We start from the raw sequence: 21,666 nt of genomic DNA, 5'->3' as shown, positions 1-21,666 counted from the left end.
CAGGCTTATTTGCCCTGCGGCCGCAGATAGGCGAGCCAGCGGTGTTCGGCTGCACGGAACAGCCAGACGAGCGCGAATGAAATGACGAGATAGATCAGAGCGGCAATGCCAAAAGCGCCGAACGACTGATACGTGGCGGAGTTCACATCGCGGGCGATTTTGAGGATATCTGGCACGGTTGCGGTGAAGGCGACCGTGGTGGCATGCAGCATCAGGATCACTTCATTGCTGTAGTAGGGCAATGCGCGCCGCAGCGCCGACGGCAAAATGATGCGCCGGTACAGCGTGAAGGGCGACATGCCATAGGCGCGAGCCGCTTCAATTTCGCCATACGGCGTGGCCCGGATCGCACCGGCGAAGATCTCGGTGGTGTAGGCGCAGGTATTGAGCGTGAACGCCAGCAGCGTGCAGTGCATGCCATCGCGGAAAAAAGCGTCGGTGAGGGGATGAGCGCGGATGACTTCGAGGCTATAGAGCCCGGTGTAGCACAGCAGTAACTGCACATAGAGCGGTGTGCCGCGGAAGACATACGTATAAAGCCACACGCTGCCCGAGAGCCATTTGCGCTTTGACACCCGCGCCACCGACAGCGGGATTGACAGGCAAAAGCCCAGCCCGATCGACACCACCAGCAGCCACATCGTGATGGCCAAGCCCGTGAAGCGATAGCCGTCGGTATAGAGATAGTTGCGCCAGTACTCTTGAATCAGCTCGATCATAGGTCCGCCTTTCGCACGCCAGTCGAGTAGCGCTTTTCGAGGTACATCAGCACGAAGTTCGACACCGTGGTGATGGCGAGATAGATCGCCCCGGCCAGCAAGGTGAAGAAGAAGAACCGCAGCGTGCCTTTACCGGCATCCTGCGAGGCCTTCACCACATCGGCGAGGCCAATGATGGACACCAGCGCGGTGGCCTTGACCATCACTTGCCAGTTGTTGCCGATGCCAGGCAACGCAAAACGCATCATCTGCGGAAACATGATGCGCGAGAACACTTGCCAGCCGCTCATGCCGTAGGCCGAGCCCGCTTCAAGCTGGCCGCGCGGCACTGCGAGAAACGCGCCGCGAAAGGTTTCCGTGAAATACGCGCCATAAATAAAACCGAGCACGATCACACCCGCGACGAACGGGTCGATGTTGATCTGGTCCCAGCCGATCAGGTCAGTGAGATGGTTAAGCCAGATCTGGATGCCGTAGAACAGCAGCAGCATCAGCACGAGGTCAGGAACGCCGCGCACGAGCGTGGTGTAGAGCGTGCCGACGCTGGAAGAGATCCGGTTTTTTGACAGCTTGGCGGCTGCGCCGAGCAGGCCCAGCACGAAGGCGAAGGCCAGCGATAAAAGCGCGAGCTCGATGGTTTGCCAGGTACCGGCGAGGATCAGCGGGCCGTAGCCTTGAAGAAGCATATGAGGGTCCTTGGCGGCGCTGACGTAGACAGCGCGTTTTCCGACGATACAGCGTGTGTGGCTGGCAATGCACTACGCACGCGATGGCCTGCGGCCAGCCACGACGAACATCAGGCTAGCGGTTGCGAAAGATATCGAAGTCGAAATACGGTTTGGCGAGTTTGTCGAAGGTTCCGTCCTGATGGATTTCCTTCATCGCCTGGTTGAAGCGGGCTTTCAGCTCGCCATCTTCCTTGCGCAGGCCAATGGCAGTGCCTTCGCCTAGCGTTTTTGGATCGCTCAGGGCCGCGCCTGCCCAGGTGAAGTCTTTGCCGCGCGGGGTTTTCAGAAAGCCGACTGAGGCTTGCACTTCGTCTTGCAGGCTTGCATCGAGACGGCCCGAGAGCAGATCGGTATAGACCTGATCCTGGTTTTGGTAGGGCACGACGGTCACGCCTTTGGATTCCCAATAGGTCTTGGCGTAGGTTTCCTGGGTGGTGCCCTGTTCGACGCCGACGCGGCGGCCCTTGAGCGACTGCGCGTTGGGTTGCAGCGGCGAGCCTGCATGCACGACCATCCGGGTGCCCGCGTCAAACAGCTTGTCGGAGAAATCAATTTGCTGGCGGCGTTTGTCGGTGACCGTCATGGACGACACGATGGCATCGAATTTTTTGGCCTTGAGCGCGGGGATCATGCTGTCGAAATCCTGTTCGACCCACACGCACTTGACGTTCATCCGGGTGCATAGTGCGCGGGTCAAATCGACCGCGAAGCCGACTATCTTGCCATCAGGGCTTTTGGATTCGAAGGGCGGGTAGCTGGCGTCCACGCCGATCCGCACGGTTTTCCACTCTTTGGCGCCCGCGCTGGCGGCCATCAAGGCTAGCGCGAGGCACAGTGCAAACTTCTTCATGTTTCTCCTGAATTTGCTGACGGGTTGCCGCGCATGGCGCGGCCAGAATATTCCCCGGCGTGATGGCTGGCCGCCATCATGCCAGAGGTCAAAATTGTGTGGCCAAGGTATTACAGGCTAGTGCCGCCGGGAACCGTCCAGGCTAGCTGAGGCGGCTAACTGCGGCGGCTGTTATAGCGCTGGTTGCAGCGGATTAGCCGCTGGCACAACACCGCTTGCCGCAACGTCATGCCTATCCAGTGGACATATTCGAGGCGCGCGGCATTCTACCCGAACCCACGCTATGCGCCAGCGCTGCAAAGCTGGTGATTACGCTGATTTATGGAACAAAGCGGTGATTTTAATGAGATTGTGCCGGGGGCTTCACGCCCCTACATTGACTGGGCTTGTTTCTTCACTACCAGGGAACCCATCATGACTGAAATCCGCCGCTCCGCTGAACGGGGTCATGCCAATCATGGCTGGCTCGATTCGTATCACAGCTTTTCGTTTGCTGATTACCACGACCCGGAGCATATGCATTTTGGGCCGTTGCGCGTGATTAATGAGGATCGTATCGAGGCGGGGCAAGGCTTCGGCACGCATGGCCACCGCGACATGGAGATCATCACCTACATGCTGAGCGGCGCGCTGGCGCACCGCGACAGCATGGGCAATGGCTCGACGATCGGCCCGGGGGACGTGCAGCGGATGAGCGCTGGAACCGGCGTGATGCATAGCGAATTCAATGCATCGAAAGAAGCACCGGCGCATCTGCTGCAAATCTGGATCGTGCCGCGGCGCACGGGAGACCAGCCGGGTTATGAAGAAAAACGCTTTGATGAAGCGCAAAAACGCGGGCGCTTGCTGGTGCTTGCCACCCCGGATGGGCGCGATGGTTCGGTGACGATTCACGCTGATGCCACGCTTTATGGCGGGTTGTTTGATGGCGCTGAGCGCGCGGTCTGGTCGCTGCTGCCGGGGCGGCGTGCCTATGTGCATGTGGTGCGTGGCGCGCTGACGGTGAATGGCGCGGTGCTGTTAGCCGGGGATGCTGCGAAGATCAGCGGCGTGGAGACGGTGACGCTGGAGCAGGGCAAGGATGCCGAGGTGTTGCTGTTTGATCTCGCCTGACTGGCGTGAGAGCGTGGCTGACTGAGCGTGAAAGTGGGCGTGGGTTTCTGACCTCAGGCCTAGGGCCCCAGACGCGCGTTGCCTGAGGCTTTTGCTTCCCGGCGTTTTCAAACATCGCCCCGGCAAGCTTGCGTTGCCGGGGCGATGTTTTTATGGCTGAGCTACTGGCGCTGAAGCCGCTGCCGCTGCCGCGCCTGAGCCTTGCGCCTGATGGTGTTGCATGCGCTCACGCATCTTCTCGTGACGCGTTTCCATCCTGGCAAAGTGCTGCTTGAGCGCGGTGCTGACGAGTGTTTTCTGCTGCTCGTTCAAGCTGTTGTAGAGCGCCAGCCAAGCCCCGGTAGTTTGTTCACGACGTTGCGCGGCTTGCTGCTGCGCTTGTTGATGAACCGCGTGCAGCGCATTCAGGTCAAGAATCGCTGGTTGCTGCAACGCCTTGAATTGCTGGCGCATCTGTTCGCGGCTCGCACGTGCAGCAGCGCGGTTTTGCTGCGAGATATCGAGTGCCGCCTGCCACTGCTTTTCCTGATCGGCGTTCAGATTGAGCTGGCCATGCAATTTGCTGATCTGTTGCAGCATGGAATGGCCGGGCATGCCCATACCCATCATGCCCATGTCCTGCGTGCCGTCAGACGGCGCGGCATGAGCGGAGCCGACGGCCAGGGCCCATGCCGTGGCGGTGAGCGCAAGCAGACGTGCCGAACGGATGGAAATTCGATCAAACATGGCATCACTCCTTGAGTTGAAAAATCAGCCGGGACGTCAACAGTGCAACCAGAAAATGGCCGCGTTGGGCTGTTGGTCCGTTGAGCTGCTGCAGTGGCCATGGCTGACTGGCCAGGCCCGTTACCACTGCGCCGTTTTGCTGACACCGGACAAGACGCAGCGTAAGAGCTGCCGCGTCGTGCTGTGTTACACCACCTGAGCGGGCGATTACGTCTGATTACAAGTGCCTTTCGTGGTAACCACTAGTAACCCTTTGGTCGCTACTTCTTCCTGAAAATGCTGCTTGAGCGGTTTACACTCCGGCCCATGACTATTTACATCGGCCCATGACTACTCAAATTCTTGTCGTCGATGACGACGCCGAATTGCGCGACTTGTTGCGCGTTTACCTGGTCCGGCAGGGCATCGAAGTTTCGGTGCTGCACGATGCCGCTTCGCTCGAACGTCGGCTAGAGCGTGAACGTCCCGATCTGATCGTGCTTGATCTGATGATGCCAGGGGTCGATGGCCTGACCGCCTTGCGGCGGCTGCGTGCGTCAGGCGACGACATTCCCGTGATCATGCTGACGGCTCGCGCCGATGATGTTGACCGGATCGTCGGGCTTGAGCTGGGTGCGGATGACTACCTGGGCAAGCCGTTTAATCCACGCGAGCTGCTGGCGCGGGTGCAAGCGGTATTGCGCCGCAGACGCACTTCACCGTCGGCTGCGGCCCCCGAGCAACGCGAACCATTTGCGTTCGGCCGCTTCTCGCTTGACTTCCATGCGCGCACGCTCGATTTCGAGGGCAAGCCCATCACACTCTCTGGCAGCGAATTCGCGCTGCTGAAAATCTTCGTCAACCACGCCATGCGCACGCTGACCCGTGAGCGCCTGCTGGAGTTGCTGCACGGGCCTGAATATGACGGCACTGATCGCGGCATCGACGTACAGGTCTGGCGGCTGCGGCGCATTCTCGAAACCGATCCTTCTGTGCCGCGTTTTATCCAGACGGTGCGTGGGCGCGGCTATGTCTTTGTGCCGAATGGCGAGCAGCATGCGACGCCCGGTTGATTCGCTGTTTGGGCGGCTCGCGCTGCTGGTCGTAGGGGTGCTGTTGCTGTCGCATTTCGCCTGGTACGCGCTGATGCGGCTTGAGCGCAATCAGCAGCAAACCCGCTATGCGGTTGAAGAGGCTGTGTTTGTCGTCGATGCTGTGCGCCAGCACGTCGCGCATTCGCCCGGTCAGCCGCTGCCGTCGCGTGTGCAACTGGTCAATCCGCAAGACGCGGGGGTGCCAGAAGACCGTCCTGATGCGCCATTGCCGCTGAAGCATTTTCTCGATGAGGTGCGCGAGCGGTTACCAGCCAGCACGCAAGCACGTGTTGGCTCGCCGGGCAGGCCGCCGACACTTTGGGTGCGGGCGGCCGCCGACCGCAACTGGATCGTCGTGCCAGTGCAGGCGTTGCGGCCACCGCGCTCACTGGACCGCATGGTGTCGTGGCTGGCCATTATTTTTGCGGCGGCGGTGATGGCCGCGCTCTTTGCCGCGTGGCAGTTGCAGCAGCCGTTGCGCTCGCTGGCCCAGGCGGTGGCGCGTTTTGGCCGTAATTTACCGGTGCCGCCAGTGCCGGAGCGCGGGCCGCGCGAGCTGCGTCAGCTCACCCATGGTTTCAACCAGATGGTGCAGGCTGTGGCGCGCACGGAGAACGACCGCGCTGTGATGCTGGCCGGTGTCGCGCATGACCTGAAAACCCCGCTGGCGCGGCTGCGCTTGCGGGCCGAAATGATGGACGATCTGAAAATGCGTGATGGTGTGGTGCGCGATGTGGATTCAATGACGCATATCGTCGAGCAGTTTCTGGTGTTTGCCCATGATGGGGTGGACCGCAGCGAAGTGGTCGAAGTCGATGCGCAGTGCGAGCGTGTGGTGCGTCATTACCGCGCGGCAGCGACCCGCGCGGTGGAGATGCAGACTGAACTAACGGCGGGTTCGGCGTTTCGCCTGCCTGCCGCCACGCTTGACCGGATTCTCTCGAACCTGCTGGATAACGCTCAGGCCTATGGCGCACCACCGATCGTGGTAGCGACGGCACGCACGGCGACGGGTTTTGTGCTTGAGGTGAGTGACCACGGCAGCGGCATTGCCGCACACGATCTGCTCAATGCCAGCAGGCCGTTCGTGCGGCTCGATCCGGCGCGCGGCGGCAATGGCCATAGCGGTTTGGGGCTGGCGATTGTCGAGCGTCTGGTGCGGCGTGAGGGCGGGGAGTGCGAGATTGATAACCATCTGGCAGGCCACGGCTTGAGGGTGCGAATGCAGTTCCCGCTGGAAGCGTTGCCAGTTGTAGCGGACACCAGTCTGGGCGAGCGATAGCGGGCAGGGTGCGGCAAGGGTGAGGCAGGCGCGCGCCGCGCGATGGCGGGTGGCTAAAACGAACAGTGCGGCGAACCGTGCGCGGCGCGTTGAGCTGCCTGAGAGTAAAAAGTGAGAGCGAGGTTGTGTTGCCCTTGAATCAAGCGGCGAGCCCTGTGTGAACAGGCATGCGCTTATTCGGCAAACAAAGTGTTGAGTGCGGTGGCGGCGTCGCTATCGACGGTATTCCACGTAACGGTTTCGGCTTCGAAAATGTAGTGCGTGGTGTACTTGCCGAGTCGCTCAAGAATTTCTTCCTGAATGATCTCCGGCGCTATCTCCAGTTTCAGATACCACGTGGTGGACGATAGACGTATCTGGAATGCGCCATAGTCAGCCAGTAGCTGGTCGAACGCGCTGGCGTCCTGATCGCGGCAGACAATCACCAGATTTCCCTTCATGCAAACCTCCCTGTTATGCAGTAGGTGACGAGGGCTGATGATACTCGCCTTCGGTTTGCACTCTGATGCGGCCATCTTGCGCAGTGGCCCTTCCGGATTTGGCGAGTGGCTCAGACGGCGCTGAAGGGGCTCACGGGAGGCGGTGCTGCTGCGCTGCGGTCGCGCCCACCTGATTTCGCCACATAGAGCGCGGCATCGGCGCGTTGCAATAGTTGTTCCGCGGGTTCATCCGGGGCGAGTTGCGCGACGCCGAAACTCGCGCTGACGCAGGCCAGTGTCGGTAGCGCCGCAGGGGGCTGCTGTTTGAGCCGCAGGCGCAGGCGCTCAGCGATCTCAATGCCGGCGAGGACCGGTGTGGTGGGCAGCAAGATGGCGAATTCTTCGCCACCAAGACGGCCGACGGCATCCCGGCTCCGCAAGCTGGTTTTGCAACTGGCGACGAAATGTTCAAGCGCGCGGTCGCCTGCCGCGTGGCCAAAATCATCATTGATCTGCTTGAAGTGATCGAGATCGGCGCTAATCACGCACAGCGGCGTGCCGGTGACGCGGGCGCGTTCGACTTCATGCCGCAGCAGCGCCAGAAAGTAACGCCGCGATAGTGCGCCCGTCAGCGCATCTTGCCGCGCCTCGGCGGACAGCATCGAGTTTGCGGTTTGCAGTTGCTGCGCCATCTGGCGCGCGGCCTGGTGATGCCGCCGCTCCCGCAGGTAGGTCCAGCTCACGACCCATGTGAGTGTCACCGCACCGGCCAATGCGAGAAACAGTAGCCAGCGGTCGCGTTGATGGTTGCGCAGCAGGTTGGGCCAGATGGTGATGGGGTCGATCAGATGGGCGGAGAGGGCGGAGTTCAGCCCTTCGCGGTTCTGGTAGAGCGCGGGCAGAGGCCGGCTAGGCATTTCATGAAGCTGGGCGGCCAGTGCACCCGTGAGCCACTGCGCCTGAAGGTGCATGCGCGGTAGCGCTGGGTTGAGCGTGAGAGTGGGAAATGCGTCGCGGTGATACAGGCTGATGCGCGTGGCGGCAGGCATCTGGATGACTGGACTGCGCGGCAATGCCCAGCCTTCGAGCGCGCGGTCATACGCCATGATGACGACCCCGTTGGCATCCGCGACGAATGCGCCAGGCCGCGCCACCCAGTGACGCAGGCGCGCCAGGCCGAGTTTCGCGCCGAGCGCGCCGACCAGCACGCCGTGGTCATACACCGGTGCCGCAATGAAAATGCCGGACTCTGCGCTGGCGAGGTTGTCTGGGCCGCGCTGGCTCGCGGATGCGGTGGCGTCATCATCCAGGCCGTAAGTCTCGTTGAAGGCCCCCAGCAGGGCCTGGGCCATACAGGGCTGCTGCCGCAAGCTGAGCCCGTTGAGCGAGGTGGGACTGTGCCGGCTGCTGGTGGCAATGCCGCGGCCGTTGTCGTCGATGAGCCAGATCGCATCGAGCCCGGAGAAGCCCTGGGCGTCTTGCAGCAAATGGCCGACTAGTGCCAGCTGAGAAGTTTTTAATGTTTTGTTGCGCCAGGCGGGTTCCGTGGCGGAAGGCTTCACGGCATAATTCCGGGATTGCGCCAGTACGCGCTGGATGGTGTCGAGTTCGGCCAGCGTCGCGGGGATGGCGCGCGACATCGCCAGATCGTTGGCGATCACCTCGGCCATGTTGTCTACTGCTGCGGCAGTAATCCGGCTCTGGGTCTGGACTGCGGTGTTCAGCTCTTGCTGTACCATCCGGTCCGCAATGAGGCTGGCTGCAAACCAGCATGCCGCCAGCGCCAGCACAAAGCTGGCTGGCCCAGACACCCGGCGCATCAGGCTTGTGTTCATCGACTGGTCCCATCGTCTGAGGTTCGCTTGAGCCTGTGGGGGCGCGTGTTGTGCCGCTATGCCGCTATGCCGCTGTGATGCTTTTGTAGTGCCCTGGGTGCGGCAAACATGCGCCGGACTAGTGTGCCTGATGCCTGATGCTTGCGATGGTCTGCAGATGGCCTGCCGGCGACGCCACGCTCTGATGTCCGGCTTGGGCTTTCGGCGTTTTGGAGCGTTCGGAGCGCTTTGATCCCGTGCCTGCCCGTCTGACCATGGGCGATTCTATCCGCTTGCGCTAAATGCCAGCCCGACGCCGCGATGGCGGCGTTTGAAATAAAGATTGAGTAGTGTCGTGCCGGCCTGGTTGTGATTCGCACCTTTGCCGGTCCACGCGTTGTCCACGCCAACGAATCATCGCGCCCAAGCGTTTGCCATGTCTGATTTCCACCGTTCGGAACGTGTTTTTAACCGTCATGCCTGGCCTTTGCTCCATGGCATCAAACCAGCGTCTTTACCTCAGGAGGGCCTGTGATGGATTTCGATCCGGGCCGGACCGCCAATGCTTCCGCGTGGCGGGTGCTGCCTAACCGCTGGGACTTCGTTGCATTTCCGCTGATTATCTGCGTGATTGCGATGGCGGCCATCGGCTTTCATGAAACGATGGCGCCCATCTCGACGCTCAAAACCCAGACGATCTCGCTTGACCCGGCCAACTTGCCTGAATACGCGATGCGCACCACGCTGCGCATGCTCGCGGCAATGGTCGCTTCGCTGGTGTTCACGCTGGTGTACGGCACGCTGGCGGCCAAGAGCCGCCGGGCCGGGCAGGTGCTGGTACCGATTCTCGACATCCTGCAATCGGTACCGGTGCTGGGCTATATCTCGTTCACCGTGACGTTCTTTCTCGCGCTGTTTCCGGCGCGCGTGCTGGGTGCCGAGCTGGCGGCGATCTTCGCCATTTTCACCGCCCAGGCGTGGAACATGACGTTCAGTTTTTATCAGTCGCTGCGCACGGTGCCGCGCGATCTCGATGAAGTCTCGCGCGGCTTTCATCTGACTGCCTGGCAGCGTTTCTGGAAGCTCGAGGTGCCGTTCTCGATGCCCGGGCTGATCTGGAACATGATGATGTCGATGTCAGGCGGCTGGTTTTTCGTCGTCGCGTCCGAGGCCATCACGGTTGGCAACAACACCATCACCTTGCCTGGTATCGGTGCCTATCTGGCGCAGGCGATTGCAGGCAAAAACCTGCATGCGGTTGGCTGGGTCATTCTGACGATGACCATCGTGATCCTGATCTACGACCAGTTCCTGTTTCGTCCGCTGGTCGCGTGGGCCGACAAGTTCCGCATGGAAACCACCAGCTCAGGCAATGCGCCGGAGTCCTGGCTGCTCGATCTGGTCCGTCGCACGCGTTTGATCCATCGTTTGCTAGTGCCGCTGGGCTGGCTTCTGGCCAAGGCCGCGCGGGTGCCGCTGCGCTTGCCGGTATGGCGTCGCGCGAAGTTTGCGGCGCTGGCCTCGCGCGCCCGGCCGCAGTCATCGCGCCGCGGCGATATCGTCTGGGCAGCGCTTGTGCTGGCTGCGACGGTGTATGTCGTGTACTACGTGGTGACGTATGTGCGCACGGGTGTCTCGCTCGATGAAGTGGGTCACGTGTTTTTACTGGGGCTGGCTACGCTGTTGCGCGTGATGTTGCTGATCGCGCTGGCCTCGGTGGTGTGGGTGCCGATTGGCGTGATGATCGGCTTGCGTCCCACGCTGGCGGAAAAAATCCAGCCCGTGGCGCAGTTTCTCGCGGCGTTTCCGGCCAATTTGTTGTTTCCGGTATTCGTGCTGTTGATCGTGCGCTTTCACCTGAACCCGGATATCTGGCTGTCGCCGCTGATCGTGCTGGGCACCCAGTGGTACATCCTGTTCAACGTGATCGCTGGAGCGAGTGCGTATCCGAACGATTACCGTGAAGCCGCCGCCAACTTCCAGATACGCGGCTGGCAATGGTGGCGTCAGGTGATGCTGCCGGGTATTTTTCCGTACTACGTCACCGGCGCGATTACCGCTTCGGGTGGCGCGTGGAACGCCAGCATCGTCGCTGAATACGTGCAGTGGGGTGACACCCAGGTCGTCGCGCATGGCCTGGGTGCCTATATCGCCCAGACCACCGAGGCGGGCGATTATCCGAAGATCATCATGGGAATTGCCGTGATGTCACTGTTCGTGACCCTGTTCAACCGTTTGCTATGGCGTCCGCTGTACGCGTATGCCGAAGCCAGGCTGCGACTCGACTGAGCAACATTGAGGCAAAACGTGATGCAAAACCCTAAAACTGTCACCGCTCCCACTGGGTCGGCACCGCCTGCAGCGATGTCCCCGCACACTGGCGTAGAGATTCTGCGGGTTAAAGATGTGTGCCGTGGATTCAATAAAACCCAAGGCGAGCTGCTGGTGCTCGACGACGTCAACCTGACGCTGCGTGAGGGCGAAATCGTTGGCTTGCTGGGCCGTTCTGGCTCGGGCAAATCCACTTTGCTGCGCATCATCGCCGGGCTGATTGAGCCGACCGACGGCGAAGTCACGTATATGGGCGAGCCGATTGATGGCCCGGCCAAAGGCGTGGCGATGGTGTTTCAAACCTTCGCGCTGTTTCCGTGGCTCACGGTGCTGCAAAACGTTGAGGCTGGGTTGGAGGCGCAAGGCGTGGGAGCACGGGCGCGGCGCGAACGCGCGCTGGCGGCGATCGACCTGATTGGTCTCGATGGCTTTGAAAATGCTTATCCGCGTGAGCTTTCGGGCGGAATGCGGCAGCGCGTGGGCTTTGCCCGGGCGCTGGTGGTCGATCCGACGTTGCTGCTGATGGATGAGCCGTTTTCCGCGCTGGATGTGTTGACCGCCGAGACGTTGCGGACCGATTTGCTTGATTTGTGGACGCAGGGCCGGATGCCGATTAAATCGGTGCTGATCGTCACGCACAACATTGAAGAAGCGGTGTTTATGTGCGACCGGATCCTGGTGCTGTCGTCCAATCCGGGGCGCGTCATTGCTGAAATCAAGGTGCCGTTCAAGCATCCGCGCAACCGTCTGGACCCGGCGTTCCGCCGTCTGGTGGACGACATCTACGCGAAGATGACCGCGCGCCAGATTGGCGAAGCGACGCGCAAGGGGCTCGATCTCGGCAGCTGGTTGCCACATGTGTCCACCAACCTGATGGCGGGCCTGATCGAGATGCTGGCTGCCGCGCCTTATCACGGCCGCGCGGATATGCCGGAGATTGCCCGTTCGCTGCACCTCGAAGTGGATGATCTTTTCCCGGTGGCGGAAGTGCTGCAACACCTCGGTTTTGCCGATGTGCGCGAAGGCGATATTTTCCTGACGCCACCGGCCCGGGTGTTCGCGGAGTTCGGCACCCAGGAGCGCAAGCTGATGTTCGCTGAACATTTGCTGCGCCATGTGCCGCTCGCCGCGCGGATCAAGAAAGTGTTGAATGAGCGGCCCGGACATCGCGCGCCACGCGTGCGCTTCGAGCAGGAACTGGAAGACTTTTTGTCGGATAGCGCCGCAGAAGAAACGCTCGACGCCGTGATCAACTGGGGCCGTTACGGCGAGATTTTTTCGTACAACGACCAGACTGAAATTTTCAGCCTGGAAGATGTCGAAACTTGAAGCACGATGCTTTTTAAGCCGCGATCCTCTCGCGGCTATTTGTTATTGCAGGCGGCTTATTGCAAACCGCTTATTGCAGGTTGCCCCAGCGCAGCACGGCGGGCTCGGCGGAGGCCCATTTCCAGCCATTACCCCCTTGCTGGCGGCAGGCGCTGGCGGTGTACCACGCCTCGGGCGCATCCGGTTTGGCGCTCTGCGCGACTGAAAACACGAACTCTTTGCAGAGCGCGAGTGCTGAGCTAAAGGCGCGGGTCACGCGGACCTGACCGCGGCCATTTTCAATTGGCAACGTGTGCTTGACCTGCCACGGCTTTGCCTGGCCTACCGCCAGGCTGCCAGCCAGCGTGGCGATCACCGCTTGCTGGTCGCTGTGCATCATCTTCATATAGCGGTTGACGGCTTCGTCGGTGACGGCCTGCACCGCAATCCCCACGCCAATGCCGACCGCCGGGTTGGCGCTCGCCAGACCCGATAGCATGCCCGCTGCTGCACCACTGGCCGCACCCACCGAGGCGCAGCCACTGCCCAGCACGCTCAGGCTGAGGCCTAAGGTCCATCCCGCCAGTTTCAGTCGCAGTGTCATTGCAGGGCACCCCAGCGTTCGGTGGCGGGTTCGGCTGAGGCCCATTTCCATGTGCTGCCATCGCGGCAGATCGCCGCGACGTAAAACACGCTGCTGGCGTTCTGGTCGACCGAAAACACAATCTCTTTGCAATCGAGCGCGCCGCTGCTGATCGTGCGGCTGACGGTGACACTGCCGTGTTCGTTGCTTTCGATGGGGATCGGATGTTTGACGCGCCACGTGGCGATGGTGCCTGGCTCAAGCGCGCCTGCGGCGTTGGCGATCTGGTTTTGTGTTTCGCGGTGAATCGCGCGTTGCGAATACTGCACCCCAGCCCGGGCAGCAGCGACTGCGCCGAGGCCAATGCCTGATGCAACAGCGGCATTCTGGGTGATTTTGGCGGCGAGCGCGGCACCTGCGATGCCGGCGCCTGTTGTCGCGGATTCGCTATAGAGCGAGCTGCAGCCGCTCAGGCCGATGGTCGCGCCCGCAGCAGCGAACAGCAGGGCGCTGCGAGCCCGGACGTGGAGAGGGTCAATCCTGTTTTGCATAGTGCATTCCTTGCTGCCGGATGGTTCTCGAACACAGCCAATCGCACTGCTGTGTAAATTCCGACGGGCATTGTGCAGGATACCTTTGGAAAATGGCACAAGAAAAATGCAGGAAAAGTGAAATTTAAATCTGCGCTGTGGGGCAGAAAAGTACGGAAAAATCCCGAGTTTTTTCGCATGATTTCAGCGGGATTTATTTGGGGATAAAGAGGGGGTGTTGCCTGCAATCAGATAAAAGGATCGGCAGTGCTTTTCAAGATTAATGAAGGGCGCTGCGGCGTGGCCGTGCAGCGCCGTGTAGCAATGTCTAGTACTGGCCGTGATAGTCGTCGTCGAGGCCGATCACGCTGTTTTTGTCGGCAGCGTCGTAGACGCTCAGGCGGTTGTAGAGCGTTTTCAGGCTGATGCCGAGTGCTTTGGCGGCGCGCCGCTTGTCGTCGTCGCAGTATTTGAGGGTGGCGAGGATGATTTGCCGTTGCGCATCGGCCAGCGGAGTGCCGACCCAGACGTTCATCGCGTCACCAAGCGTGACGGGTTTTTTGACTCGGGATGTTTGATGCGGGTGCGGTAGCTCAAGGATTTTTTCAGCGAGGATGAAGGCGCGGTAGACCGTGTTTTTCAGCTCGCGCACATTGCCAGGCCAGGTCCAGCCACGCAGGGTGTCGAACGCGCGTTTGCTAAACGTCTTGCAGGTGTTTTCCTGGCGGTTGAGTTCGCCCAGAAAATATTGCGCGAGCAGCTCCCGGTCGTTTTCCCGCTCTCGCAGCGGTGGAGCCCGCAGCGGGAACACGGCGAGCCGGTACAGCAAATCTTCGCGCAAGCCGTTTTCCTTGACCGCCAGCGAGGGATCACGGTTGGTCGCGGCGATCACCCGGACGTCGCTATGCACCAGATCGCTGCCGCCTACCCGGTAGAAGCTGCCGGTCTCTAGTGCGCGTAATAGTTTGACTTGGCGCATCGGGGTCATTTCGGTGACTTCGTCGAGAAACAGCGTGCCGCCGCTGGCGTGTTCGAAATAACCGATGCGTCCTTGCACCGCTCCGGTGAAGCTGCCTTTTTCGTGGCCAAACAATTCGGCTTCGATTAGTTCGTCAGGAATGGCGCCGCAGTTCACCGTGATGAACGGCGCGCTGCGGCGTGCGCTGTGCAGGTGAATCGTGCGGGCGATCAGCTCCTTGCCAGTGCCTGATTCGCCGACGATCAGCGCGGTGGCGTCGGTGGCGGCGACCTGCTCGATCTGTGCATATAACTCGAGCATCACGGGCGAGGTGCCATAGAGCAGGCCGTAGGCTTGCAAGCCATCGACGTGAGGGACCGCGCGTGGCTTCGAAGAGGCGGTATTCGCGGCAGCGGCCAGTGTGGCCGGATCGATTGACGCCATAAACAGGTGTCCTATGCGCAAAGCGTGGTGTGAAAGGGTCGAGGGCAGCTCAGGGTTGCGGTTGCAAGCATCTCAGCGTGCTGGCTAGTTTGCTGGCCTGGTTCGCTGTGCCAGTCAGATGATTCAGTCAACTACGTAACTTTGGCGTGTGCGGCGGACAATTTAACCACTTGCATGCATCACACAGCAAGGCGCACTTGCGTGAGCGGAGCTCGCCGTGATGCGTCGTGCTTGAGCGCTGAGCCTTGGTTTCAAGCGCGGCTGGCATGTCAGGCACGCGTGGCATGAGAGTGGCAGGCCAGCGATTGGCGCAAGCAGGTACGATGCTTGCGAGCCGCTAGCGCAATCCCGGCGGATTCATCTGGTTTGCCGTAGCGCTTTGCTGCCTGGATGGCAACCTGGGTGCAGCGTCCGGCAAGATCCTTTCAATGCTTGATTTGCTTAAGGGAGTTCGAGATGGCACGACCCAAAATTGGCTTACTCGGTGCGTTGGTTGCGGTGGGTGGAATCCTGGTGTGGAACTGGTCGCAAAAACGTCAAGCGTCCCAGGTGCGTCTCGTGCGCGAATTGAACCGCTGGGAGGGCGAGGGTGGCTCACTGGCACCGGGCGTGCGAACGCTGCGTGAACCTGACGTGGCCGCTGGCCAGCGTGAGCGCCGCCGTGCGGGTGCCAGGTCGTGATTGTTGTGGCCGTGGTGAGCGTTGCTGTGCTGCTTTGCGCGTAGCAGAAGCAGAAGCAGAAGCAGAAGCAGAAGCAGAAGCAGAAGCAGAAGCAGAAGCAGAAGCAGAAGCAGAAGCAGAAGCAGAAGCAGAAGCAGGGTGAGGCTGGCGCGCATACGCGTTTTGGTTTCTCGTCATGAGCCTTGCTGGCCGCATGGCTAGCAAGGCGAAACGCTGAGCTGAACCCTTATTGAGGCTTGAAAAAAAGGGGCATCAGCAGGTGCTCAAACTTATCCCAATAATCCGTATAATGAACAAATTGACAACAATCGAATGATTTTTATCGAGTTTTAGTTAGTATTGTTGTCTGTTTGATGCAAATTGGATGGTTTTACGTTGGCGGCATGGCATTGGCGCAGCGCTTGAATGGGCGCGCTTTTGTAGCGTGCCGTTACTGTCTGGCGTGGCCTTGTCACGCCATTTCCTCTTTTTGCCTATGGGCTTTCCGGGACGCGATGCCACACGTACTGATTGTCGATGACGACCTTGCCACTCGAGAAGCGCTCGCCGCGATCATCGCGGAAGACGGCCTGACCACTGCGATGGCAGCGGACTTGCGCGAGGCGCGAATTCAACTGACGCGGCAGATGCCCGATGTGGTGTTCACCGATCTGAAGCTGCCCGATGGCAGCGGTGTCGAATTGCTGGAAGAGCTCGATCTGCGCACGGGCATCGAAATTATCGTGATTACCGGCCATGCGACGGTCGAATCCGCCGTGAATGCGCTGAAAATGGGCGCGGCCGATTATCTGGTGAAACCCATCAATATGCAGCGGCTGAAGGCGATTTTGTCGCGCGTGCCGCGCACGGGCGACCTCAAAGCCGAAATTGGCACGCTGCGCGGCGAGTTGCGGCGGATGGGGCGTTTTGGCTTGATGCTGGGTCATTCGAAGCCGATGCAGGCGGTGTATGACCAGATCAGCCGGGTCGCGCCGACGGCTGCTTCCGTGATGCTGTCCGGCGAATCAGGCACCGGCAAGGAAGTGGCGGCACAGACCATTCACCAGTTGAGCCTGCGCCGCAAGCACGCGTTTCTGGCAGTGAACTGCGGTGCGATTTCGCCAAATCTGATTGAGTCCGAAATGTTTGGCCACGAACGTGGCGCTTTCACGGGTGCGGACCGGCAGCACAAAGGTTATTTCGAGCGGGCGGATGGCGGCACGCTGTTTCTCGATGAAATCACCGAGATGCCCGCTGAGCTGCAAGTCAAGCTGTTGCGGGTGCTGGAGACCGGCATGTTCATGCGGGTCGGCACCACGCGTGAGATCGAAACCGATGTGCGCTTGATCGCCGCCACCAATTGCGACCCGGAGCAGGCGGTGCTGGAGGGCCGCTTGAGGCTGGATTTGTACCACCGGCTCAACGTGTTCCCGATTGGCCTGCCGCCGTTGCGTGAGCGGGGCAAGGATGTGGAGTTGCTGGCGCAGGCTTTTCTCGATGAACTCAACGAACAGCACAGCACGCGCAAGCATTTGCCCGAGACGTTGCGGGAGATGCTGCTGGGCTACGCTTGGCCGGGCAATGTGCGTGAGCTGAAAAATTATCTGCAACGCGCTTACATCATGTCGAGCGTGGATTCCACTGAAGTGGCCATGGTGCCGCTGCAGATTTCGCTGGCGCGTCCTGCGGCGGGCACGGCCGTGACGATTGCGTTTGGCACGTCGCTGGCACAGGCCGACCGGCAACTGATTCTCGCCACGCTGGAACAGTGCGGTGGCGTGAAAACCCGCGCTGCCGAGGTGTTGGGGATCAGCCTGAAAACCTTGTACAACCGCCTTGTCGAATACAACCAGGAAGCGCAGGCTGATGAGTCGGCGAGGGCTTGATGCGCGTTGGGCAGGGTTTTGGCAGTTGCGGTAGCGCGCCAGCAGGGTCAGGTCTGCTGGCGGGTACGGCACACGGCACACGGCACAAGACTTGCATTGCCACCGTTACCGCCCAGCCGGACTGGTTTGGGTGACTAAACGAGGAGCCTGCCATGCGAGTGTTTCACGAGTTTCCCCGCAACTTTCCTACCAGGCATTCCGCCGTTTTCTCCATCGGGTTTGCCCCGCTTCAGTGCCATCGTCCTGAGCCGACCGATCCCCCGTTACCGGATGAGCCCGATCCGCTCCCTGATCCTACGCGGGAGCCTCCTGAGCCAGCCGCTCCCCCCATTGGCGATCCGCCACCGCAGCCGCGCGAAATTCCACGCATCCTCAACGGCTGGCACTGAATTTCATTCAATTCCCCACTCAATCTGCCGCTGTAGTTGTTACAAAAAAATTGCGGTTTTTACTCGTCTGTACCTGTCTTTACCTTCTTCCCAGCCGAAACGCAGCCGCTTCCTGATAACGGCGGCTGCCTCCTTCGCGCTCCGGGTTTTGCCGCCCCTTTGCAGCTTGGTCTGGCTCGCCGGAATGCTCAAGGCACGAGACTTGCGTGTCTGTGTCCGGAACATCCCCACCCGCAACCTCAACCATGGATGAGATGGAGTCGTAATGAGCCGATTAATCGTGGTATCGAACCGAGTGGCATCAACCCAGAAAGGGAATCCTGCAGCCGGGGGCCTCGCCATTGGCGTGCTGGACGCGCTGAAGGAAACCGGTGGCGTGTGGTTTGGCTGGAGCGGCGAAATTACCGGTGAAGCCGCTGGGCAGACGCAAGCGCCTGTCATCGAGCGTCAAGGCAATGTGACCTACGCCACCGTCGGCTTGAGCCGGCGCGATTACGACCAGTATTACCGGGGCTTTTCGAATGCGACGCTGTGGCCAACTTTCCATTACCGCAACGATCTGTCGCGCTATGACCGTCAGGAATACGCCGGGTATCGGCGGGTCAATGCGATGCTCGCCCGGCAGCTCCAGGCGCTGCTGGAGCCGGACGACATCATCTGGGTCCACGATTACCATTTGCTGCCGTTTGCCCAGTGCCTGCGCGAACTCGGGGTGAAAAATCCAGTGGGATTTTTTCTGCACATTCCGTTTCCGGCACCCGAGGTGCTGCGTTCCGTGCCACCGCATGAGGAACTGGTGAAAACCATGTGCAGCTATGACGTGGTGGGTTTTCAGACAGAGGCGGACCGCCAGGCGTTTGTCGATTACGTTGAGCGCGGCCATTGCCATGGCAGCGTCGATGACGCCGGTGTGCTGCATGCGTGGAGCCGGTTTTTAAAGGTCGCGGCTTATCCGATCGGGATCTATCCCGATGCGATTGCGCAAGTCGCAGAGCAATACACCGACCGCAAACCCGTGCGCAGCCTGCGCGACGGCATGCACGGCCGCAAGCTCATCATGAGCGTGGACCGGCTGGATTATTCGAAGGGGCTGGTGGAGCGGTTTCAGGCGTTCGAGCGTTTGTTGCTGAACGCGCCAGACTGGCATGGACGCGTGTCGCTGGTGCAGGTCGCGCCCCCGACGCGCTCAGACGTGCAGACCTACCAGCGGATTCGCCAAACGCTTGAAGGCGAGGCGGGCCGGATCAATGGCCGTTTTGCGCAATTGAACTGGACGCCGATCCAGTATCTGAACCGCAAATACGAACGCAACTTGCTGATGGCCTTGTTCCGCCAGGCGCATGTGGGTTATGTGACACCACTGCGCGATGGGATGAACCTCGTGGCCAAGGAGTACGTCGCGGCGCAAAACCCGCAGGACCCGGGCGTGCTGGTGCTGTCGCAGTTCGCGGGAGCCGCCGGGCAACTGCCGGGCGCGCTGGTGGTGAATCCGTTTGATCTGGCGCAGATGGCGGAAGCGCTGGAGCGTGCGTTGTCGATGCCACTGGCTGAGCGCCAGGCGCGTTACACCGACATGATGGCGTTGCTGCGCGAGAACAATCTGTCGGTGTGGCGCGATACCTTTCTGGCGGATCTGCGCCACGTCGCCACCGCTTCGTCGGCCACGGAAAAAGCGGTCAGACGGGTTGACGCGCAGATGTTGCGGTCTTCGCTGGAGCGTTAGGGCATTAATGCGCTAGTGAACTCGCGGGCGTGGGTTAGCTGGCTACGCGGTATCGCGCTCGTGCTTGCGTACCGTAGCGGGGCATAGCACTGCATCCTGCCGCGTAGCGCTACGCAAGTCATGCAAGCGACGCAAGTCATGCACGGCACGCAAGCGACACAAACGACGCAAGCGACGCAAGCGACGCAAGCGACGCAAGCGACACAAGCGACACAAGCGACACAAGCGACACAAGCGACACAAGCGACACAAGCGACACAAGCGACACAAGCGACACAAGCGACACAAGCGACACAAGCGACACAAGCGACACAAGCGACACAAGCGACACAAGCGACACAAGCGACACAAGCGACACAAGCGACACAAGCGACACAAGCGACACAAACGACACAAACGACACAAACGACACAAACGACACAAACGACACAAACGACACAAACGACACAAACGACACAAACGACGCAAACGACGCAAGCGTCACATCCCCCGTGCCTGCCAGACAAAAGGCACTAGCCATGAAGCGGTGCTGCCTAGCGCACCAGCCCGGTGCTGCCGCGTGGCGTCACCCGCAAGGTGCTGACCAGCGCGGCCACGAGGGCAAACCCGGCGGCTACATAAAGCGCAACAGTGGGCCCATGCAGCGGCGCGACGCCGAAAATCAGTGCGGCCAGCGCTGCCCCCAGCGTTTGCCCGGTTAGGCGTGCGGTGCTCAGCATGCCGCTTGCGCCACCGCTGCGCTCGCGTGGCGCAGCCGCCAGCATCGCCCGGTTATTGGGTGCCTGAAACAGGCCAAATCCTGCGCCACACAGCGCCATGCGCCACGTGATGTCCATGGGCTCCGGGTGCGCGCCGAGAGTAGCGAGCAGCAGCAACCCCGCGCTTAGCAGCAACAAGCCAGCGCCACCAAGCCAGCCCGCCGAGATCCGGTCTGACAAGACTCCGGCTAGCGGCGCGGTCACGACGATCGCTAGCGGCCAAGGCGTAATCAGCAAGCCGGTTTGCACTTGTGATAGCCCCAGGGTGTCTTGCAGCCAGAACGGCAGCGAAACGAAGGCCAGCATCTGTGCCGCAAACGAGCACACCGAGGTGCCAATCGAGAGCGCGAACAGCGGGATTTTCAGCAGATCGACGGGCAGTAGCGGGGCCGGCTGAGACAGTTGCCGCCGCACGAAAAAATAACCAATCAGCAACGCGCCCAGCACTTCAGCCGTGAGTTGCGGCCACGCCTGCCCTTGGCCGAGACCATCGACGGCAAAAATCAGCAGGCCGAAGACAAAAGCGTTCATCAGTGCGCTGAGGTAGTCGTAAGGCGCGTCGTTGCGGCTCAGGTTGGCGGGCAACGCCTTGAGGCCGATCACGATGGCGGCGAGGCCGATCGGCACGTTGACGGCAAAGAGCCACGGCCACGAGGCAATGGCGAGCATGGCGGAAGCAACCGAAGGCCCGAGCGCTGAGGCAATCGCTACCACCATTGTATTGAGCGCGATGCCGCGCCCTAGATGCGCGGAGGGATAAATCATCCGCACCAGCGCGGTGTTGACGCTGACAATGCCCGCCGCGCCGAAACCCTGTATCACTCGCGCTAGCGCGAGTGTCGGCAGGGACTGCGCCAGGGTGCAGCCGAGCGAGGCGATGGTGAAGAGCATGAGACCGGCGAGGTAGACCCGTCGATAGCCGATCCGGTCGCCGAGCGCGGCCAGCGGCAGCAACGAGATCGTGACTGCGAGCTGATAGGCGTTGACGACCCAGATCGAGCTGGCGGCGCTGGCCTGCAATTGGCGCGCGATAGTGGGCAACGCAACGTTGGCGATAGCACCATCGAGTACGGCCAGCGTGACGCCCAGCGCCACCACGAGAATTGCCCAGTAGCGTTGCGGCACGGCGAGGCCGGGTTCAGTGGCTGAGGTGGGCGCGGACGGGGGCGATGCACGTGATACCCGCGGCGACGCGCGGGGCGAACTGGCTGCATCGGGTGAGCCGGTTGCATCAGTTGAATCAGGAGGCAGGGCGGACATGTGGGCTGGGTGGCGTGGTTTTGCGTTGCGTTGCGTGTGAGGCTTGAGCGGGGCAGCCGCGCTGGCAGGGGGGATGCGTGATGCGGGCGGCTAGCCTGATTCGCTAGCCTGG

19 protein-coding genes are annotated in these 21,666 nt (G+C 61.0%); 8 read left to right on the top strand and 11 right to left on the bottom strand.

From position 1 onward, the window contains the following. Positions 1 to 5: 5 nt before the first annotated feature. The 3 genes from GH656_RS09835 to GH656_RS09825 all read right to left on the bottom strand — a co-directional run bounded on the left by GH656_RS09835 (position 6) and on the right by GH656_RS09825 (position 2,297). Positions 6 to 719: an ABC transporter permease gene (locus GH656_RS09835; protein WP_153075713.1), complete on the bottom strand. Its 714-nt coding sequence runs from the start codon at positions 717 to 719 to the stop codon at positions 6 to 8. Continuing rightward, positions 716 to 1,405 carry an ABC transporter permease gene (locus tag GH656_RS09830; protein WP_153075712.1) on the bottom strand — a complete coding sequence of 230 codons (690 nt, stop codon included), beginning with the start codon at positions 1,403 to 1,405 and terminating at the stop codon, positions 716 to 718. Before GH656_RS09830 ends, GH656_RS09835 begins: the two co-directional genes overlap by 4 nt. Before the next feature lie 115 nt (positions 1,406 to 1,520). Continuing rightward, on the bottom strand, positions 1,521 to 2,297 hold the full coding sequence (locus tag GH656_RS09825; protein WP_153075711.1) for an ABC transporter substrate-binding protein: 777 nt from the start codon (positions 2,295 to 2,297) through the stop codon (positions 1,521 to 1,523). 414 nt (positions 2,298 to 2,711) lie between these two features. On the opposite strand from GH656_RS09825, the gene GH656_RS09820 reads away from it, so the two are divergent. Then, entirely contained in the window at positions 2,712 to 3,410 is a 699-nt protein-coding gene (locus GH656_RS09820; protein WP_153075710.1) for a pirin family protein, read from the top strand. Between the two features lie 150 nt (positions 3,411 to 3,560). Here the strand turns inward: GH656_RS09820 and GH656_RS09815 are convergent, their stop codons facing one another. Then, positions 3,561 to 4,136 carry a Spy/CpxP family protein refolding chaperone gene (locus tag GH656_RS09815; protein WP_246184242.1) on the bottom strand — a complete coding sequence of 192 codons (576 nt, stop codon included), beginning with the start codon at positions 4,134 to 4,136 and terminating at the stop codon, positions 3,561 to 3,563. Between the two features lie 326 nt (positions 4,137 to 4,462). On the opposite strand from GH656_RS09815, the gene GH656_RS09810 reads away from it, so the two are divergent. Together GH656_RS09810 and GH656_RS09805 are read left to right on the top strand one after the other, a co-directional pair. Next, the gene (locus GH656_RS09810) at positions 4,463 to 5,188 is read left to right on the top strand and encodes a response regulator (protein WP_153075709.1); all 726 of its coding nucleotides are present in this window, start codon (positions 4,463 to 4,465) and stop codon (positions 5,186 to 5,188) included. Then, positions 5,172 to 6,491 carry an ATP-binding protein gene (locus GH656_RS09805; RefSeq protein ID WP_153075708.1) on the top strand — a complete coding sequence of 440 codons (1,320 nt, stop codon included), beginning with the start codon at positions 5,172 to 5,174 and terminating at the stop codon, positions 6,489 to 6,491. Before GH656_RS09810 ends, GH656_RS09805 begins: the two co-directional genes overlap by 17 nt. Positions 6,492 to 6,664: 173 nt before the next feature. On the opposite strand, the gene GH656_RS09800 is transcribed toward GH656_RS09805, so the two are convergent. Both GH656_RS09800 and GH656_RS09795 read right to left on the bottom strand, forming a co-directional pair. Then, positions 6,665 to 6,931, bottom strand: coding sequence for a double-stranded DNA-specific endonuclease (locus tag GH656_RS09800; RefSeq protein ID WP_153075707.1), 267 nt, complete (start codon positions 6,929 to 6,931; stop codon positions 6,665 to 6,667). Positions 6,932 to 7,041: 110 nt separating this feature from the next. Continuing rightward, positions 7,042 to 8,745 (bottom strand): sensor domain-containing diguanylate cyclase, encoded by a 1,704-nt coding sequence (locus tag GH656_RS09795; RefSeq protein WP_153075706.1) that lies wholly within the window; start codon positions 8,743 to 8,745, stop codon positions 7,042 to 7,044. Positions 8,746 to 9,258: 513 nt separating this feature from the next. Here GH656_RS09795 and GH656_RS09790 point away from each other — a divergent pair. Next, positions 9,259 to 11,013 (top strand): ABC transporter permease, encoded by a 1,755-nt coding sequence (locus GH656_RS09790; protein WP_153075705.1) that lies wholly within the window; start codon positions 9,259 to 9,261, stop codon positions 11,011 to 11,013. A 21-nt stretch (positions 11,014 to 11,034) separates the two neighbouring features. Next, positions 11,035 to 12,384 (top strand): ABC transporter ATP-binding protein, encoded by a 1,350-nt coding sequence (locus tag GH656_RS09785; protein WP_153075704.1) that lies wholly within the window; start codon positions 11,035 to 11,037, stop codon positions 12,382 to 12,384. Between the two features lie 70 nt (positions 12,385 to 12,454). Here the strand turns inward: GH656_RS09785 and GH656_RS09780 are convergent, their stop codons facing one another. The 3 genes from GH656_RS09780 to GH656_RS09770 all read right to left on the bottom strand — a co-directional run bounded on the left by GH656_RS09780 (position 12,455) and on the right by GH656_RS09770 (position 14,878). Next, positions 12,455 to 12,967 carry a hypothetical protein gene (locus tag GH656_RS09780; protein WP_153075703.1) on the bottom strand — a complete coding sequence of 171 codons (513 nt, stop codon included), beginning with the start codon at positions 12,965 to 12,967 and terminating at the stop codon, positions 12,455 to 12,457. Further along, complete coding sequence (locus tag GH656_RS09775; RefSeq protein ID WP_153075702.1) at positions 12,964 to 13,497, bottom strand: hypothetical protein; 534 nt, start codon at positions 13,495 to 13,497, stop codon at positions 12,964 to 12,966. The genes GH656_RS09780 and GH656_RS09775 overlap by 4 nt, the downstream gene beginning before the upstream one ends. 307 nt (positions 13,498 to 13,804) lie before the next feature. Next, positions 13,805 to 14,878, bottom strand: a complete 1,074-nt coding sequence (locus GH656_RS09770) for a sigma-54 interaction domain-containing protein (protein WP_153075701.1) — start codon at positions 14,876 to 14,878, stop codon at positions 13,805 to 13,807. 456 nt (positions 14,879 to 15,334) lie between these two features. Between GH656_RS09770 and GH656_RS09765 the strand changes: the two genes are divergently transcribed. The 3 genes from GH656_RS09765 to otsA all read left to right on the top strand — a co-directional run bounded on the left by GH656_RS09765 (position 15,335) and on the right by otsA (position 19,536). Next, on the top strand, positions 15,335 to 15,559 hold the full coding sequence (locus GH656_RS09765; protein WP_153075700.1) for a hypothetical protein: 225 nt from the start codon (positions 15,335 to 15,337) through the stop codon (positions 15,557 to 15,559). A 494-nt stretch (positions 15,560 to 16,053) separates the two neighbouring features. Next, positions 16,054 to 17,424 carry a sigma-54-dependent transcriptional regulator gene (locus tag GH656_RS09760; RefSeq protein ID WP_153075699.1) on the top strand — a complete coding sequence of 457 codons (1,371 nt, stop codon included), beginning with the start codon at positions 16,054 to 16,056 and terminating at the stop codon, positions 17,422 to 17,424. A gap of 654 nt (positions 17,425 to 18,078) precedes the next feature. Continuing rightward, positions 18,079 to 19,536 (top strand): alpha,alpha-trehalose-phosphate synthase (UDP-forming), encoded by a 1,458-nt coding sequence (gene otsA / locus GH656_RS09755; RefSeq protein WP_153075698.1) that lies wholly within the window; start codon positions 18,079 to 18,081, stop codon positions 19,534 to 19,536. 136 nt (positions 19,537 to 19,672) lie between these two features. Here otsA and GH656_RS09750 read toward each other — a convergent pair whose 3' ends face one another. Next, complete coding sequence (locus GH656_RS09750; protein ID WP_153075697.1) at positions 19,673 to 20,056, bottom strand: hypothetical protein; 384 nt, start codon at positions 20,054 to 20,056, stop codon at positions 19,673 to 19,675. Between the two features lie 13 nt (positions 20,057 to 20,069). Then, positions 20,070 to 21,554 (bottom strand): MFS transporter, encoded by a 1,485-nt coding sequence (locus GH656_RS09745; protein ID WP_153075696.1) that lies wholly within the window; start codon positions 21,552 to 21,554, stop codon positions 20,070 to 20,072. Between the last annotated feature and the right edge of the window lie 112 nt (positions 21,555 to 21,666).

The sequence above is a fragment of the Paraburkholderia bonniea genome, assembly GCF_009455625.1.
Lineage (GTDB): Bacteria > Pseudomonadota > Gammaproteobacteria > Burkholderiales > Burkholderiaceae > Paraburkholderia > Paraburkholderia bonniea.
Note: the sequence above shows the minus strand (reverse complement) of the source record. Positions and strands in the feature narration are given on the sequence as shown.

Excerpts from the sequence above, each read along its gene's own strand:
- GH656_RS09835 (WP_153075713.1), bottom strand. The coding sequence starts at position 719 with ATGATCGAGCTGATTCAAGAGTACTGGCGCAACTATCTCTATACCGAC.
- GH656_RS09830 (WP_153075712.1), bottom strand. The coding sequence starts at position 1,405 with ATGCTTCTTCAAGGCTACGGCCCGCTGATCCTCGCCGGTACCTGGCAA.
- GH656_RS09825 (WP_153075711.1), bottom strand. The coding sequence starts at position 2,297 with ATGAAGAAGTTTGCACTGTGCCTCGCGCTAGCCTTGATGGCCGCCAGC.
- GH656_RS09820 (WP_153075710.1), top strand. The coding sequence starts at position 2,712 with ATGACTGAAATCCGCCGCTCCGCTGAACGGGGTCATGCCAATCATGGC.
- GH656_RS09815 (WP_246184242.1), bottom strand. The coding sequence starts at position 4,136 with ATGTTTGATCGAATTTCCATCCGTTCGGCACGTCTGCTTGCGCTCACC.
- GH656_RS09810 (WP_153075709.1), top strand. The coding sequence starts at position 4,463 with ATGACTACTCAAATTCTTGTCGTCGATGACGACGCCGAATTGCGCGAC.
- GH656_RS09805 (WP_153075708.1), top strand. The coding sequence starts at position 5,172 with ATGCGACGCCCGGTTGATTCGCTGTTTGGGCGGCTCGCGCTGCTGGTC.
- GH656_RS09800 (WP_153075707.1), bottom strand. The coding sequence starts at position 6,931 with ATGAAGGGAAATCTGGTGATTGTCTGCCGCGATCAGGACGCCAGCGCG.
- GH656_RS09795 (WP_153075706.1), bottom strand. The coding sequence starts at position 8,745 with ATGAACACAAGCCTGATGCGCCGGGTGTCTGGGCCAGCCAGCTTTGTG.
- GH656_RS09790 (WP_153075705.1), top strand. The coding sequence starts at position 9,259 with ATGGATTTCGATCCGGGCCGGACCGCCAATGCTTCCGCGTGGCGGGTG.
- GH656_RS09785 (WP_153075704.1), top strand. The coding sequence starts at position 11,035 with ATGCAAAACCCTAAAACTGTCACCGCTCCCACTGGGTCGGCACCGCCT.
- GH656_RS09780 (WP_153075703.1), bottom strand. The coding sequence starts at position 12,967 with ATGACACTGCGACTGAAACTGGCGGGATGGACCTTAGGCCTCAGCCTG.
- GH656_RS09775 (WP_153075702.1), bottom strand. The coding sequence starts at position 13,497 with ATGCAAAACAGGATTGACCCTCTCCACGTCCGGGCTCGCAGCGCCCTG.
- GH656_RS09770 (WP_153075701.1), bottom strand. The coding sequence starts at position 14,878 with ATGGCGTCAATCGATCCGGCCACACTGGCCGCTGCCGCGAATACCGCC.
- GH656_RS09765 (WP_153075700.1), top strand. The coding sequence starts at position 15,335 with ATGGCACGACCCAAAATTGGCTTACTCGGTGCGTTGGTTGCGGTGGGT.
- GH656_RS09760 (WP_153075699.1), top strand. The coding sequence starts at position 16,054 with ATGCCACACGTACTGATTGTCGATGACGACCTTGCCACTCGAGAAGCG.
- otsA (WP_153075698.1), top strand. The coding sequence starts at position 18,079 with ATGAGCCGATTAATCGTGGTATCGAACCGAGTGGCATCAACCCAGAAA.
- GH656_RS09750 (WP_153075697.1), bottom strand. The coding sequence starts at position 20,056 with ATGGCTAGTGCCTTTTGTCTGGCAGGCACGGGGGATGTGACGCTTGCG.
- GH656_RS09745 (WP_153075696.1), bottom strand. The coding sequence starts at position 21,554 with ATGTCCGCCCTGCCTCCTGATTCAACTGATGCAACCGGCTCACCCGAT.